The organism is Desulfosarcina alkanivorans (genome assembly GCF_009688945.1).
Lineage (GTDB): Bacteria > Desulfobacterota > Desulfobacteria > Desulfobacterales > Desulfosarcinaceae > Desulfosarcina > Desulfosarcina alkanivorans.
The window spans coordinates 5,879,735-5,895,503 of the sequence record NZ_AP021874.1 but is presented as its reverse complement, the minus strand read 5'-3'; the positions used below and the strand labels follow the sequence as shown (position 1 = coordinate 5,895,503).

General features: G+C 57.5%; 12 protein-coding genes. 10 read left to right on the top strand and 2 right to left on the bottom strand.

From position 1 onward, the window contains the following. The first annotated feature begins 9 nt into the window (after window positions 1-9). Together DSCA_RS25645 and DSCA_RS25640 are read left to right on the top strand one after the other, a co-directional pair. Window positions 10-2,163, top strand: a complete 2,154-nt coding sequence (locus DSCA_RS25645; RefSeq protein ID WP_231716279.1) for a DEAD/DEAH box helicase — start codon at window positions 10-12, stop codon at window positions 2,161-2,163. 425 nt (window positions 2,164-2,588) lie between these two features. Continuing rightward, window positions 2,589-3,071, top strand: coding sequence for a DUF3124 domain-containing protein (locus DSCA_RS25640; protein ID WP_155319155.1), 483 nt, complete (start codon window positions 2,589-2,591; stop codon window positions 3,069-3,071). A gap of 227 nt (window positions 3,072-3,298) precedes the next feature. Here DSCA_RS25640 and DSCA_RS25635 read toward each other — a convergent pair whose 3' ends face one another. Further along, window positions 3,299-4,963, bottom strand: a complete 1,665-nt coding sequence (locus tag DSCA_RS25635) for an IS1634 family transposase (RefSeq protein ID WP_155315006.1) — start codon at window positions 4,961-4,963, stop codon at window positions 3,299-3,301. A 284-nt stretch (window positions 4,964-5,247) separates the two neighbouring features. Here DSCA_RS25635 and DSCA_RS25630 point away from each other — a divergent pair, with 284 nt between their 5' ends. The 8 genes from DSCA_RS25630 to DSCA_RS25595 all read left to right on the top strand — a co-directional run bounded on the left by DSCA_RS25630 (window position 5,248) and on the right by DSCA_RS25595 (window position 13,227). After that, the gene (locus tag DSCA_RS25630; RefSeq protein WP_155319154.1) at window positions 5,248-6,555 is read left to right on the top strand and encodes an ATP-binding response regulator; all 1,308 of its coding nucleotides are present in this window, start codon (window positions 5,248-5,250) and stop codon (window positions 6,553-6,555) included. Then, window positions 6,527-6,820: a response regulator gene (locus DSCA_RS25625; protein WP_167527957.1), complete on the top strand. Its 294-nt coding sequence runs from the start codon at window positions 6,527-6,529 to the stop codon at window positions 6,818-6,820. Before DSCA_RS25630 ends, DSCA_RS25625 begins: the two co-directional genes overlap by 29 nt. Window positions 6,821-6,912: 92 nt before the next feature. Beyond that, window positions 6,913-7,683: a hypothetical protein gene (locus DSCA_RS25620; protein ID WP_155319152.1), complete on the top strand. Its 771-nt coding sequence runs from the start codon at window positions 6,913-6,915 to the stop codon at window positions 7,681-7,683. Window positions 7,684-7,793: 110 nt separating this feature from the next. Further along, entirely contained in the window at window positions 7,794-8,741 is a 948-nt protein-coding gene (locus DSCA_RS25615) for an MBL fold metallo-hydrolase (RefSeq protein ID WP_174783998.1), read from the top strand. Window positions 8,742-8,848: 107 nt separating this feature from the next. Next, window positions 8,849-10,951, top strand: a complete 2,103-nt coding sequence (locus DSCA_RS25610; protein WP_155319151.1) for a M3 family metallopeptidase — start codon at window positions 8,849-8,851, stop codon at window positions 10,949-10,951. A gap of 635 nt (window positions 10,952-11,586) precedes the next feature. Beyond that, window positions 11,587-11,961: a hypothetical protein gene (locus DSCA_RS25605; protein WP_155319150.1), complete on the top strand. Its 375-nt coding sequence runs from the start codon at window positions 11,587-11,589 to the stop codon at window positions 11,959-11,961. Between the two features lie 284 nt (window positions 11,962-12,245). Next, entirely contained in the window at window positions 12,246-12,761 is a 516-nt protein-coding gene (locus DSCA_RS25600) for a hypothetical protein (RefSeq protein WP_155319149.1), read from the top strand. Window positions 12,762-13,044: 283 nt separating this feature from the next. Then, a complete protein-coding gene (locus DSCA_RS25595) occupies window positions 13,045-13,227 on the top strand; it encodes a hypothetical protein (RefSeq protein WP_155319148.1) in 183 nt (60 codons plus the stop codon). Window positions 13,228-13,256: 29 nt separating this feature from the next. On the opposite strand, the gene DSCA_RS25590 is transcribed toward DSCA_RS25595, so the two are convergent. Next, the gene (locus DSCA_RS25590) at window positions 13,257-15,725 is read right to left on the bottom strand and encodes a helix-turn-helix domain-containing protein (RefSeq protein ID WP_155319147.1); all 2,469 of its coding nucleotides are present in this window, start codon (window positions 15,723-15,725) and stop codon (window positions 13,257-13,259) included. Between the last annotated feature and the right edge of the window lie 44 nt (window positions 15,726-15,769).

Below are 15,769 nucleotides of genomic sequence, written 5' to 3'. Positions count from 1 at the left end.
GCCGCCACGATGAAAAAACCCACCAACGGCTCGCCGCCCGGGCGCCGCAGATATCCGTCAAGACGAAAGCCCCAGGGAAAACGGCAGCATGGCCGGATGCACATGTCTCCCGGCGCCGACCCGCAGCTCAAAGCCGTCTTCACCGGCATCGGCGTTCCCAGGAACCGGCCCTTCACCCCGGACCGGTTCCAGACCGAGGCGGTGGCGGTCATGGCCGAATCGGACTGCCTGGTGACTGCCCCCACCGGTGCCGGCAAAACCTGGATCGCCGTCGAGACCATCCGGCGCACCTTCGAACGGGGCGGGCGGTCATGGTACGCCTCGCCGCTCAAGGCCCTCACCAACTCGAAACTGATCGAGTTCTCGGAGATCTTCGGCCCCGACAACGTGGGCATTCTCACCGGCGACCGCAAGGAAAGCCCCGACGCCCCCATCATCGTGGGCACCACCGAGATCCTCAGAAATCAGCTCTACGACGCCATGCACCAGGGCATCTCGCTGAACACCGACCTGGTGGTGCTGGACGAGGCCCACTTCCTGGGAGACGAAGAACGCGGCGTGGTCTGGGAGGAAACCATGATCTACCTGCCCCCGCGCATCCCGCTGCTCATGCTCTCGGCGACGGTGGGCAATGCGGGCGCCATCGCCGACTGGCTGACGACCATTCGCGGACGGCCCTGCCGGGTGGTGGCCGAGACCCAGCGACCCGTGCCGCTCTACCCCATGGTGCTGCATCCGTCGGGCACCCTGCTGCCCCTGAAGGCCAAAGGGGGGCGCGGGGCCAGAACGCTTCACAAGCGCGTGGCCGGCCTGGTTGCCGGCAAACGCAAACCGGAGCCGCACCGCCGCCGGGGCCTGCCCCCGTTCGGCGACATCCTGCGGGTGCTCAAGGCCTTCGACCTGCTGCCAGCAATCTTCTTTTTGAAATCCCGCAGCGACTGCGATGCCGCCCTGAGCCTGTGCCATGGGGCCGTCAACCTGAGCGACGCGAAGAAGGCCCGCATTTTCGAACGGGTCAAAACCCTCACCGGCAGTTCGCCCCACCTGGTCCGGCACCGCCAGCGCATCCATCTTGAGCAGGCCGGCGTGGGCGCCCACCACAGCGGCCATCTTCCCGGCTGGAAGCTGGTGGTCGAAAGCCTGATGAGCGAAGGCCTGCTGACCGCCGTTTTCGCCACATCCACCGTGGCCGCCGGCGTCAATTTTCCGGCCCGGACCATGGTATTTTTCAATTCGGACCGCTTCAACGGCACCGAGTTCATCCCCCTGGACGCCACCCAGCTTCACCAGATGACCGGCCGCGCCGGCCGCCGGGGCATGGACAAGATCGGCTTTGCCCTGGCCGTGCCCGGCCGTTACATGGACCTTCAGCTGGTGGCCCGCCTGCTCTCATCCCGGCCGGGAAAGGTCATCAGCCGCATCCGCATCAACTTCTCCCTGGTCCTCAACCTGCTGCTCTCCCACACCCCGGCCCAGGTGGAGGAACTGCTCAAGCGATCCTTCGCCACCTGGCTGCTGGTCTCCAAAGCAGCGGACAGCCGCCGGAAAAGCCGCATGGCCGGCATCCACGAGGTCCTGTGGGAGGATTTCGTGCGCCACCTGGATTTTCTCAAGGAAACGGGCTTTGTGGGGGATGACGACCGCCTTACCGCCGACGGCCTCTGGGCCTCCCAATTGCGGGTGGACCAGCCCCTGCTGGTGGCCGAATGCCTGCGCCAGGGCCTGCTTCCCGACGGGGATGCGGCCCGGATGGCAGGCGTGTTCGCCTGCCTGGTCAACGAAAGGGAGACCGATGACCGCATGGAGGGCCGCCTGGTGCCCAACCGGCTGAAGAAAACGGTGGTCCGTATCCAGAAAAAGCTGAGCGGATTCGCCCGCCACATGAAATCCCGGGGATTCGACGTGCGCCAGTTCTACCTGCGGCCCGCCGCCATGACCCACGCGTGGGCGTCGGGGTACCCCTGGGAAACCATCGCCAGGGAATACGGCATGGCCGAGGGCAATCTGGCCATGCTGATGATGCGCACCGCCGACAACCTGCGCCACACCGCCAACCTGATCGACGTGTTCCCCGATGCCGCGGCCACGGCCCGCGAAGCCATCGGCCTGATCATGAAAACGCCGGTGGTGGAGGAAACGGATGAGGGGGACGCGGGACTCTAACCTATCTGTTGCAAAAGCCTGTACCTGGTCGCTGCATGAGGGTTGACATGATAGTATCGTCGACACCTTAGCCCTGCTCTCGATCACTTCTTTCCTAAATGCACATGGCCTTCTCATGGAAGGACTGCCCCCTTCGCCGGCAGCCTGCGCGAAAATTCCATTGGGGTAATCAGACCGGAGTGCGGGGTAAGGTGGAGTTGTGTTTGGTTTCCATTATTGGTATATCCTTGGAAACAAAAAGTGACCAATTTTCTGCTTATTTTCCGCATTCTGCACGTTATTCGCCAATACCCGGGAAATTGTTTATTCTATAAGTGTGATACGCGGAAAAAATTCCATGCATCACCACCCATAAGCGAGACCGCGAGGCCCATTTGCCCGCTGACACAAGTCGTTCGACGCATGTATTGAATTGGAGAATAACCATGAATAAGAGCTATTTTTTTGCCTGCATGCTTCTTCTTCTCACCATTCATTTTTCACCTCTGCCTGTATACGCCGGCCAGGACATCGGGTTATCTGACGGGCAGACTGTTTATGTGCCTGCTTATTCACATATTTACAGTGGCAACCGCGAGCGGCCGTTCTTGTTGGCGGCAACCCTGAGCATCAGAAATATTGATCCCAGTCATTCAATTACGATCACCCTAGTCAATTATTACGAGACGAAGGGGACGCTTTTAAAAAAATTTTTAAGTACGCCGGTATTTCTATCTCCATTGGAATCATTACGCTATGTTATACCCGAAAGAGACAAAAGCGGGGGATCTGGGGCCAATTTCATCGTTGAATGGAATTCCGACAAACTGGTTAATCCACCCATTGTTGAATCAATAATGATAGGTACGCAAAATCAGCAAGGCGTTTCTTTTACCTCTCGGGGTCGCGTAATCATAATTTCGAAGTAATATGGCTGCCGAACAGCATTGAGGACGGCGGCCAACCGCCGCCGCGCCTCATGCCGGGCGATAAAAGAATGAACGGCAGAAATCATCGATAGTTACTATGGTGCCATCTGGTTGCTTTTTTAGTTGTCCCCGGACAATCCCTCAGACTCGGTCATTGGAAGCAGATTCAATGGTGGAACGTACATTCCGCACCCCAAGCAGCAACGATTCGACTATTTTTCATCGCTTTATGGGGCTGTGAATGTGTCAGTTGTGACGCCAAGCGCTTTCAAATACTCAAGCTGAACAGCTTTCAATGGTTTTGCCAACTGTCTGTGGTTCCCGATGGAAACGACCATGATTGAAGAGAACTTGGTCGTCATCATAAAGCTGGTCGGCTTTCTGGTTTTGCGTCGCACCCAACCGGGCAACTCACAGTCATTGGTCTCGACATACTGGCGCATGGAACGCTCCATCAAACGCCAGATCAAAAGGGAGATCAGCAATACCAGGCCCAACACTTCGATCCGCTGGGCCTTTTTCAGAAAAATGCTGTTTACGATGGCCGGGTCCTTCAGGAAGCTGAAGTTCTTCTCGATGCCGATCTGGCTCTTGTAAAGGGAGAGCAGTTCCGGGGCGGACCAGTCGCCTTGTTGGTCCAAAAGATTCGTCAACAGGACAAAGCAACCGGCTTCTTCCCTGAGCGGTTGCACTTTTTGCGGGGCTTCCACAACCGTCGCCGTTACGCGATATTCGTAGCGCAAAACCTTTCGGGGCTTACCGGCCGCAGGCCGGCCGCGACCGTATTTGGGGATTTTTTCAACACCAGCTTGAAGCCGGTGGTAGCTGGACGCGGATTGACGAATCAGTTTGTCTAACGCGACCTGCGCATCGGCCTGACAATAGTACACGGTGTCCGCGAGCTTTTTGCAGTCTTTTTCAAGCTGCTTGCGGTCCTGTTTCAACATGCGATCGATGCGTTTATGACGCCGCTTGTCATGCGCGCTGGAATGCACGACGATCGCCCGGTAGGTTTTTCCGTAAAGCTCGACGGTGCCGTCATAGGCCCGATAGCGGGCAACTGAGCGATTGGGGCGGTCGCGTTCTTCGGCCAGGCGGCCGATGTCGATCCAGTCATCGGCGGCCACGGCTTCACGAATGATCCGGCCGCACTCTTTGTAGGTCGCCGGCAGGCGGGTCAGAAACCAGGTCTGACGCCTGTCGGCTTTCTTCAGATTGTCCTCGGTGACAAATGCAGAGTCGGCCACATAGACGTACGCGCCCGGTTCAAGCCCGTGTCTGGCCATGTATGCGGAGATATTGGTCAGCAGTTCGTTGTTCAAGGTCTTGTCCGAAGCGTTGCCGTCCGTCGTGGTCCCCAAAATGGGGATGTTGCGGTCGACACACAGCATCGATACCAGAAACTGTTTGAGGTCCGGTCGTTTGTCCTTGCTGTAACCATAGGTGATCTCAAACGGTGGATCAACCAGATGGTAATCGCCGAATACACTCACGGAGGTCGTATCGAAATGCAGTCGTCGCGGATCGACGGCAAAAACTGTCAATGCATTCTGCGCGATCTGAGAAAACACCTTCTGGGTACCGGTCTCGAAAATCTGATCCATGGACCGGCCCAAGTTGGTATCGCAAAAGCGTTCCGGTTCGATAGCGGTGCCCAGGAGAAGCTCCGTATCCTTTTCTTCAAAAAATTCGGTCAGACGGTAAAGCGGTGTCCGTCCCGAAAGGGTGTCGAGCACCATGCCGAATACAGCCATGCCGGGGCTCAATTCCATTTGAGAACCGACCATCCGGTCGATGGTCTCCACCAGACCGATTTTTTGTGCATAAGCCTTGACGATCGGCAGATGCCTGACCTCGGTGATGGTCAAACTTTCAGTGTCAAGCGGTGGCATGTCCCCTCCTTTGAACTGTTGTTGTCAAGATTGGGGGTAACGTACCAGCAACTAGTTGAAATGTCTAGGTATTTTTATTTTACAGTAAATACAATATGTTAAATCGCCTATGTGGTTATTTTTGAACGATAAAAAATTTCCTAAAATCGATTCTCACGGGTGCGGAATGTAAGGTGGAAGCCCTCTTTTCGGGACATGCGTCATTTCGATTGGGGAGGGTATAAAAGCGGTTCATTTATTATGAGACAGTTGTAAACCGGGCGGTCGTTGTTAGGAGGGATCATATGGTAAATGGCAGGAAACCGGAAACCATGTACCGGCAACTGTGTGCAAACATGATGGACGCCTTTGGCGCTGCTGACATGGAAGGCCGGGTGACTGAGGCCAACCACCCTTTTCTGGACCTGGTCGGCTATAGAAAGGGCGAACTGCTCGGTTTGAGCATTTTCGACCTTACGCCTTCGAAATGGCATGAGTTAGAGCAACAGATCATCGACGAGCAGGTAATGGTAAGGGGCTACTCTGACGTATTTGAAAAAGAGTACCGTCGCAAAGACGGCAGCATCGTGCCTGTGGAGTTGAGGGTCGTCCTGGCCAGGGACCCCGATGGCCACCCGGTGGGCATGTGGGCCATCGTGCGCGACCTATCCGTTCGCCTGGCAAGGGAGGACGCCCTCAGGCGATTCCAGCTTTCGGTGGAGTCGTCGCCCGACGCGGTGTTTTGGATAAACGCGGAAGGTCGGTTCCCCTATGTCAACGCGCACGCCTGCCGATCGCTGGGATACAGCCGGAACGAGATGATGCGGCTTCACTTGTGGGATATCGATGTGGGATTTTCGCAGGAGATGTGGGGACCGCATTGGGAGAAAGTGAGAAAAAGCGGCGGCGCAGGGCTCGAAAGGCAGGACCGGCGAAAAGACGGCACGGTGTTCCCTGTGGAGATTTCTTCCAAAATTATCACCTTCGAAGACCAAGTCCACCATGTCGCCTTAACGTTTTTCCCCTCCGAAGATATCGAGAATATCGAATTTGATCCGGTTCAGATCGAGCAAATTCTCATGAACCTTGCGGTCAACGCCCGCGATGCCATGCCGGCAGGCGGCAGTCTGACCTTTGAGACGGCCAACGTGAGTCTGGACGAGGCCTACTGCCGGGAACACATGGGATTCATACCGGGCGATTTCGTGCAGATTTCGGTCAGCGACAACGGCATCGGCATGGACGCGGAAAACCTCGACCATATTTTCGAGCCCTTTTACACAACCAAGGAAATCGGAAAGGGCACCGGGCTGGGGTTGTCCACCGTATATGGCATCGTGAAACAGGGCGGCGGTTTCATAAATGGTTACAGTGAACCGGGCCGCGGAAGCACCTTCAAAATATACATACCGGTTTCAAGGGGTGACACCGAGCCGTTGAAAATAGACGAGCATCAGGGGCCGGTGCTTGGATCGGAAACGGTGTTTCTGGTGGAAGACGACGAAATGGTGCGCAAAGTGACAGAAGCGAGCCTGCGGGAGCTGGGATATACGGTTTTGTCCGTTGCCGGACCCGAAGCGGCACTTGCCGTTTTTTGCCGACAAGCACAGTGACGTCGGTTTGCTCATCACGGACGTGGTCACGCCCGGGATAAACGGCAAGGATCTCTATAAAAGGCTGAAATCGGTAAAGCCGGATCTGAAGGTGCTTTACATGTCCGGTTACACGGCAAACGTTATCGTCAGCCATGGGGTTTTGAAAAAAGGCGTCCAATTCCTTTCCAAGCCGTTCAGCACGTTACAGCTGTCCAAAAAGGTGCGCGAGGCTTTTGGGCATGACGGTCATCAACCCAGTGGCGCCGGCAACGTCGATCTGTAAAAATTCAGTAAAACATCCATATGCCCTCCGGTTGTGAAATGATTCGGGTTCGACGAAAAATTAACCCTTTGCGCACAATGGGGTGTTTGCAAATGCATGTAATTGCAATGGAAACAATAGTTAAATGCATACTGATGGGTCTCTGTCTTCAGGTGGGGATCGGGTTTGAAAGTCCATGCCATGCTGCCCAGAAAATCGTTTTGGCCGGTTCGCAGGACACCCAAGAAGTGCCTCAGATGAAATGGTTAGTCCTGATCTACACCGAAGCCTTCCGCAGACTCGGCTATGAATTGCAATACGATATCTATCCATTGGCACGCCTGACAATGATGGTCGATGCCGGAGAAGTAGACGGTGAGATTCAAAGGCCGGGGGAGTATCAGGCGGCCCATCAGAATCTGATCCGGGTGGACGAATCGCCCGCTTCGGTAAGATATGGAGCCTACACGGTCAAGCCGGGGATCGTGCTGCAAGGGTGGAACAGCCTGAAAAATACGAGCTATAGAGTCGAATACCGTTTAGGGGCATCAAGATCCGAAGCTGAATTGAAGTCAGTGGTCAACCCGGGAAATCTGTCTCAGATAGCAAAAACGGAACAAGGGCTGAAAAAACTCATCCTTGGGCGCACTGACGTATTTGTCGATCTGGAACATAATATCACCAACACGGTGAAGCGATTGGATCGGGCCGACTTCGACACATCTGCCGTCTATCAGGCCGGTCTCATGCAGGAAACCGCGATGTATGCCTATCTGCATAAAAAACATTCCGCCCTTGTGCCGAAACTCGCTTCAGTGCTGAAAGCGATGAAACAGGAGGGCCTGATTGAGCAATATAGAAAAATTGCATTAAAAGAAGAATGAGTATGGAACCAGCAGGCAGGATATCAGGCCGGCCCCTTACACGGGCAATGCAGAACGAATGAACCCGTCTTTGACCATTACGACAATAAGGCCAAAAAGGCTTATTTTACATGAAGATAGAGATTATCGGCGCTGAATCACTTGGTGTCCGGGGACTTTGTTGTTTCGTTGCTGCCGCCGAACAAAAAATTCTCATCGATCCCGGGATCGCTCTGGGCTTTTTTCGTAAGGGCCTGGCGCCGCACCCGATTCAGGTGGCAACGGGCGAGGCGATCAGAGAAAAGATCATAGCGGCCTGGGGACTTGCCACGGACATTGTCTTCAGCCATTTTCATGGCGACCATGTCCCTCTGGCGGATGCAAACCCCTATCAACTGGACGCGGCCAGGGTGGCCGGGTTGAACCCCGGGGTTCGGATCTGGACCAAATCAGCCGAATTTCTATCCGCCAGGGAACGGGTCCGATTTATAACCCTCAAGGAACGCCTGGCCGCCCGATGGCAGGAGGGAAACCGGGGCGCCGGACCACTGGTTTTCTCCGTACCCGTACCCCATGGAAACCAAACAGAGCGCAACGAAACGGTAATGATGACCCGGATCGCGGATGAGACTGTGTTTGTGCATACCTCGGACATTCAGCTTCTGGATGACGACACCGTCGACCTTGTTCTCGGGTGGCAGCCGGATATACTTCTGGCTGGCGGTCCGCCGCTTTATCTCGAGCACCTGAATTCGGAGTTGCGCAACCGGGCCTGGAAAAATGCGTTGCGCCTGGCTGATTCCGTGGACATATTGATACTGGACCATCACCTGATGCGAAGCCGTGAGGGACTGCGATGGCTGGACGGGATTTCATCAGAATCCGGCCGAAGGGTTCTCTGTGCGGCTGATTTCATGGGAGTGCCGCGCCGCGTTCTTGAGGCTGAAAGAAAAACGCTTTATGAAAAAATGCCGGTCTCTTCGGGATGGCACCAGGATTATGCAAAGGGGAAGGCAACCACGAGAGGATTTCAGGCACTCGAACCAGGGCGTGACATACCGGCTGCCGTTCATGACTGAATCTGACATGAAGCAGCAGCGCAACCGAACCATGAAAGTCACCGGGTGCCGAACAGTGTGCGCCTGGAATATTCACCTCGGCCCGTTACATCAGGAAGGAAATCGTCGTGGATCAGGAAAAAAGGAGTCAGACCGACAACCCCCTGCTGGTTGAAACCGGGTTTCCGCCTTTTGACCGTGTCGAGCCGGAACACGTGGTGCCGGCCGTTCGACAGGTTCTGGATCGTGCCAACGAGCGGGTCGACGGGCTGGAAAAAAGCCTGGTGCCCACCTGGGCCGGATTGCTCGGTCCACTGGAACAGCTGAATATTCCTTTTGAATACAGCTGGGGTGTGGTTTCGCACCTGATGGGCGTTAAAAATTCCGACGAACTGCGTCAGGCGCACGAGCAAGTGCTGGCCGACGTCGTGCAATTCGGCCTGCGGCTCAACCAGAGCCCTGCCATTTACAAGGGACTGCTGGCCATTCGTGACGGCGATGCCTGGGGGGAGCTGGATGAAGCCCAGCAGCGGATTGTCGAGCAAAAGATCCGGGCCGCCAAACACGCCGGCGTCGGTCTGCGCGGTGCGGCCAGGGAGCGGTTCAATGCCATAGCCCGGGAACTCTCACAATTGCACACGGACTTTTCCAACCATGTGCTCGATGCCACCAAGGCCTTTGCATTCATCATAACGGATGCCGGGGAGACCGCAGGCTGGCCGGAACCCCTGAAACAGATTGCCGCGCAATCGTGGAATGGGGTGAACCGGGAGGACCCAAAGGCCACACCCGACGACGGTCCCTGGCGCATCACCCTCGATTATCCCAGCTACCTCCCCTTTATGGAGCACCATCGCAACCGAAACCACCGCGAGCTGGTTTACCGCGCCCATATCCTGCGTGCGTCCACCGGCGACCTGGACAATTCCGGTTTGATCGACCGCATCCTCGCGCTGCGCAAAGAAAAAGCCCGACTGCTCGGTTATGCAAACTACGCCGATCTCAGCCTGGATTCGAAAATGGCACCGGATGTCGCCGCCGTCGAAAAAATGTTCTCAGAACTGGTGCAGGCCGCCCGGCAGCCGTCCCGGACAGAGCTGGAGGACTTGCGTCAACTGGCCCGGGCATCGGGGCAGACCGAGCCCCTGGCCCACTGGGATGTGCCGTTTTGGGCCGAACGGTTGCGGGAGCAGCGCTTCCGGTTTACCGACGATCAACTGCGCCCTTACTTCCCCTTGCCCCGCGTAATTGACGGCCTGTTTTCATTGTGTACCCGGCTGTTCGGGGTCACCTTCGAACAGGCCGACGGACTGGCGCCCGTCTGGCACGAAGACGTACGCTTTTATCGTGTCAAAAACGGCAGCGATGAAACCCTTGCCTGGTTTTACCTCGACCCGTACTCCCGCCCGGAGGAAAAGCGCGGCGGTGCGTGGATGGACGGTTGTCTGAGCCGCTGCACCATCGATGGGGAATTGCGGCATCCGGTGGTGCATCTGTGCTGCAACGGCACGCCGCCGGCGGAGGGTCGTCCTTCGCTGATGCGTTTCAGTGAGGTGACGACCCTCTTCCACGAATTCGGTCACGGGCTGCAGGGGATGCTCACAACCGTCGACTACAGCGACGCGGCCGGCACCAGTGGTATCGAGTGGGACGCGGTGGAGGTCGCCAGCCAGTTCATGGAGAACTGGTGCTACCACAAACCCACCCTGGTGGGCATGACCAAGCACGTCGAGACGGGCGAAACACTGCCGGATGCGTTGTTCGATAAAATCAGCGCCGCCCGCACCTTCCGTGCCGGTTCGATGTTCATGCGGCAACTGGAATTCGGCATGACCGATATGAGGCTCCATACCGCGTTCGATCCCGAGGGGAAGGCCACCGTTTTCGATGTGCACCAACAGATCGCCCGGGACCTGAACCCGTTGCCGCCGCTGCCCGAATCGCGGTTTCTCTGTTCGTTCAGCCATATTTTCGCCGGTGGCTATGCCGCGGGATACTACAGCTACAAATGGGCGGAAGTGCTCAGCGCCGACGCCTTTGCCGCCTTCGAAGAAACCGGGCTGGACGATGAGGCCGCCATTGCCGCGCTGGGGCGCCGATACCGTGATACGGTCCTCGCCTGTGGCGGCGGTCGTGACCCCATGAAAGTCTTTCATGATTTCCGCGGGCGCGCGCCGCGCACGGATGCCTTGCTGCGCCATAGCGGGCTTAACAGTCCTTCTCCCGGGTAGTCGCCGTACTGGACGACGGACCAGGAAAAGGAACGGAACCGCCATGGGCCCTGCAATCACAGCCAGAAACGAGACGGATGCCGACCTCGGCACCATAACCGATGTGACCGTCGCGGCGTTCAGCCCGCTGGAGATCAGCAACCACACGAGCAATACATCATCGAGGCACTGCGTGCCGCGAACGCGCTGACCCTGTCGCTGGTCGCAAAAATCGATGACCGGGTGGTCGGGCATATTGTTTTCTCCCCGGTGACCATCTCGGACGGCGGCCCGGACCGGTATGGGCCCGGCCCCGTCTCAGTGCTGCCGGAATACCAGCAAAAGGGGAATTGGCAACGCCCTGATACGCGAAGTCCTGTCACGATTGAAAAAGATGGACGCCAAAGGCTGCTGTCTGGTCGGGCGTCCCCAATACTGCAGGAAATTCGGATTTGAGAGAAGGTTGCTTCTATTTAGTGCCTGTCCAGAAATGAGGGATTTGGGTCGAGATCAAGGCGTGCGAAAATCTTTACCGGAGGCATATCGTTGATATTCCGAGGATAAAATTTTTCGCACAATGCAGAGACCGGGCAAAATAACCATTTATGGACGGGCACTATTAAGACAGTGAACTTAACACGATAAAGGAGCTGAGTATGAAACCAGCCATGGCTGCCGTATTGATTCTCCTTTGTGGTGCGGCGCTTGCCGGCTGCAACGGCACGTCAGGTTTGGGAAAAGCCGTCGCCAGGGGTGAAGCCGGGCCCAATGGGCCATCCCTATCCGAGAGTCCTGGCTGTCCCGGTTCCGATCCGTTTGAGATACAGGGAACCATTGTGCGCAAGGATATGGAGGGCGGCTTCTATGCAATCGATGGCGACGATGGCAGAAACTATTACCCCGCCAATCTTTCCGAATCATTCAGGAAGGATGGCCTGAAAGTAAGCGTTACGGCACGGTTAAAAAAGGATGCCATGGGCATTCATATGTACGGAACCACCATTGAAGTCGTGAAGATCGCGGCCAAATAAGCGGCGGCCACTGGTCTTCAAGCGACCGCCGGACAAAGGGAAAGCGCCCTGATCGGCGCCGTCAGGTGCAGGAAGCCTGGGGATCAGGGCGATGACTGCTTCTGGCCCCTTCATGGGGTGGCGACCCAACGTCGTTTTATGCCGGGTTTATCAAACGTGACGGCCATGGCAGGTCTTGCGCACTTGCGCGTAAGACGTCCCCGGCAAAGGCTGCAAGTCCTGAATGAGATGTATGCTAAAATGAATCCTCGATTCACCTACCCATAGCGCCAAGGAGAAATGCAATGCTGGAAAAGAAGCTGCAAAAAGGCATGACCGCCAACTGGCTGCCCACCCATGAGGCCGGGACGCAGGGAACCGGTAAAGAGATGTCCAGAGGCTCGGTCGAACTGCCGGGGGGGGCGGGTATCTACTTGCCGTTCGCGGCGAACGGAATCAACTGCGTGGCGTCACAGGGCAAGGACGTCATCAGCTACAATTTTACCGGCTGCATCATGGCCGCCTACACCCAAAACGGCAGTCGACGCGTCTGCCACGTGTCCACCGGCAAAGGCCAGGACTGCAAAACGGAGTGGGAAGCGATCAGGCAGGCGTCAACCCATGTCATCGCCTTCAAGCCCCATGAGTTCGCGAATATCGACGCCATACAACAGGCCGGGCAGGCATTCAACTGCTATGGGCTCATTACCGCCGCCGGGGAATGTTTCAGCATTGCGGTGGGGGGGCAGATGAGCGATTCTCCCGGCCAGCGGAAAATGATTGTCGTTGTCAGCTGCGACAAGGTTACGCAGTTTCTGTAAAGCAACCCGGCCGCCACCCCGCAGCACAGGCATGCAGACAGAATCTGGGACCATGATTTCTTCGCCGCCGGCAATTGGGCCACGCGAAGGCCTTACCCGGTGCGCCCGGCCGGGCGGCGGCGCGATCCGAAGGAGGACCGCTTTCGGGCCCCGTCCGAATTCGCAGCAGGTGATGCAAGCCGCTTTTGACATGCCGGCACCTTGCATTATTTTTCTGATTGCAGGAATGTCGAATCCAAAAACCGACAGCGCACCGCTAATATAAACATAAGGAGCAGGCCCCATGCTGAGTACCGATAAAATATCCCATGCATTTCGTGCAATTTGCGAAGAAGCGGAAAAATTGAAAAACCAGGGTGTTTCCGATGAGGTCAGTGCCGGACTGGCCACCATCATCTCTATTGCCAAACACCAGAATGACATCCGCGATGCGGCAAAAGGAAGTTGTACAGGCCACAACAAATAGGCACCGGATCCACATCCGGCTGAAAAAGGTTACGGCGGATCCTCGGCGGATGCACTGAGATGTTTGCGCCAGGCCTGGACCAGTTTAATGTCAGCGTAGGAAACGTCCCCACCCAGGACCTGCCTGATTGCGCCGAAGGGTTTGCCCGGCATGCGCGTCAGCTGCTCGTCGATGGCCTTTCGCTTTTCGGCAGGAATCAACAGGTCGATCCGGACCGTGCCCGTCTCCACCCAATGGGCCATGTGGCCTTCGATGGTGGCGCGCACCAGCCCCCGCTGCTCGGCAATCTGGTCCAGGCTCAACCCCTTCTTGAACAACTCGAGGCTGGCCTGCCGGGTGTCGATCCGCGGTGCCTTTTTCTTTTTGGGTAGCGGCACGGGCGGCGGGAGGGCCTCGGCCTCGATGTGGTGCGCCCTGCGGTAGCTTCCGACCATGGCGACCAGTTCTTCCCCGTATCTTTCCGCCAGCCGTCGGCCGATCCCCTTGACTGCTTCCAGGTCCGGCAGGGTGTCGGGCAGGTGGACGGCAATCTGGATCAGGGTCTTGCGGTGCATGACCCGGTAAGGGGCGATGCCTTCCGCTTCCGCCTGTCGGCTGCGCCAGTCTTTCAGGGTCTGGAACAGTTCCGGATGGTCGACGTCGGCTTCCGTGTAGGTTGGCGCGGCGACCGGCTTTGGCTTCTTGCCGGAAACCATGGCGGCCGCCGAGAGGGCCCTGAAGTAGCGTGATGGCGAAAATCCCTGTGCGCAGGACTGCACGGCAGCCAGCTTGACATCGATCTCTTCCCGCAGCCGGTTGAGGGCAAAGGTAAGCTTCTTCTTGAGTGCCTGGTTGTCCGCATCCACCTGCAGACCGGGGATGCATCGGGCGGGGCCGGAAGTCAGCCTTTCTTCAAAATAGGCCGACGCCTTGGCGATCCGCCCGGCCACGGCAGCATCGGCCGCCGGCAGTGCGGACGCCGGAAAAAGCCCCTGCAGCTGCCGCCGGAATTTGTCTCCGACGGTGCAGATCTCCTCATCGGTTTTCTCCTGCAGCCCGCGGATATCGTCCAGGCCGTATACCTGGACCACCCCGGGATTGCCCAGCACCAGTCCGGCCATGCGATGCAGCAGGGTTCGCAGACGCTGGAAATCGAAACATTCCAGGATCAACTGCTGCTGATAGCCGATCCTGGCCGCCCGGAGCTGTTCCGCGGAAGGACGGTTGCGGGTCGCCTGTTGGCTGAAGCGAAGCACCGCCGGGTCGGTCCTGATCGCCGTTGGCGAAAGCGGCCTGGAAAGGACCATCCCCTCGAGGGTCCGGCAGCGGCTGAGGGCCACATAGACCTGGCCATAGGCAAAAGCGGCCCGGGCGTCGATGATGGCCTTGTCGAAGGTGAGCCCCTGGCTCTTGTGGATGGTGATGGCCCAGGCCAGCCGGAGGGGATACTGCCTGAAGGTGCCGATGGTGTTCTCTTCGATTTCGAGTGTTTTCTTGTCCAGGGTGTATTCGATATTCTCCCAGGTTGCCGGTTCAACCGTTATCTCCTGAGGGTCCCCGGGACACTGGATGCGGATGTCGCTTGCGCTGATGTGAACGATCGTGCCGATCTTGCCGTTGAAATAGCGTCGTTCGGCCGACAGGTCGTTGCGCACGAACATCACCTGGGCGCCCTGCTTCAGCTGTAGGGTGGCGGCAGTTGGAAACATGGCGTCGGGAAAGTCTCCTTCGACCGCGGCGTCGAACCGGTGAACCCTTTTCGGCAGCGCTTTCAGCCTTGCGTCGTTGATCCTGTCGGCGCTGCGGTTGTGGGTGCTGAGCGTGATGGTCCCGTCCCGATCGTCAGGTACAGCATCCGCCTGATAGCGGGCATTGAGGTCCCGGAGCACCGCGGGGTCCAGCCGGTTGCTGCGCACCCGGTTGAGCAGATCGATGAAACGGCGGTCCGCCTGGCGATAAACATGCTGCAGTTCGATGGTCACCATGTCGGTCCGCGCCAGGGCGCTGCTGCTGAAAAAATAAGGTGATGCGTAGTATCGGTCGAGCAGCCGCCAGTCCTCTTCCCTGACCACCGGCGGCAGCTGGAACAGGTCGCCGATCATCAGCAGCTGCACCCCCCCGAAGGGCTGCTCGCTACGTCGCAGACGGCGCAGGACACTGTCCACCCCGTCCAGCAGGTCGGCCCGCACCATACTGATTTCGTCGATGACCAGCAGATCGAGGCTCCTGATGATACCGATCTTGTCATTGCTGAATCGATACTGGGAACGGCCGGCATCACTGCCCGGCACAAACGGGCCGAAGGGAAGCTGGAAAAACGAATGCAGGGTGACCCCGCCGGCGTTGATGGCGGCCACTCCGGTGGGCGCGGTGACCACCAGGCGCTTGGGGCCGTTTTTCTTGAGACTGCGCAAAAAGGTCGTTTTGCCGGTTCCGGCTTTGCCGGTGAGGAAAATGTGACAGCCGGTGTCGCGGACAAATTCACCGGCAAGCTGCATTTCGGGGTTGGCCGTAGTCATTCCGATCCCATGCCTTCACGTGACAGTCAAAAACGGACCTCGAT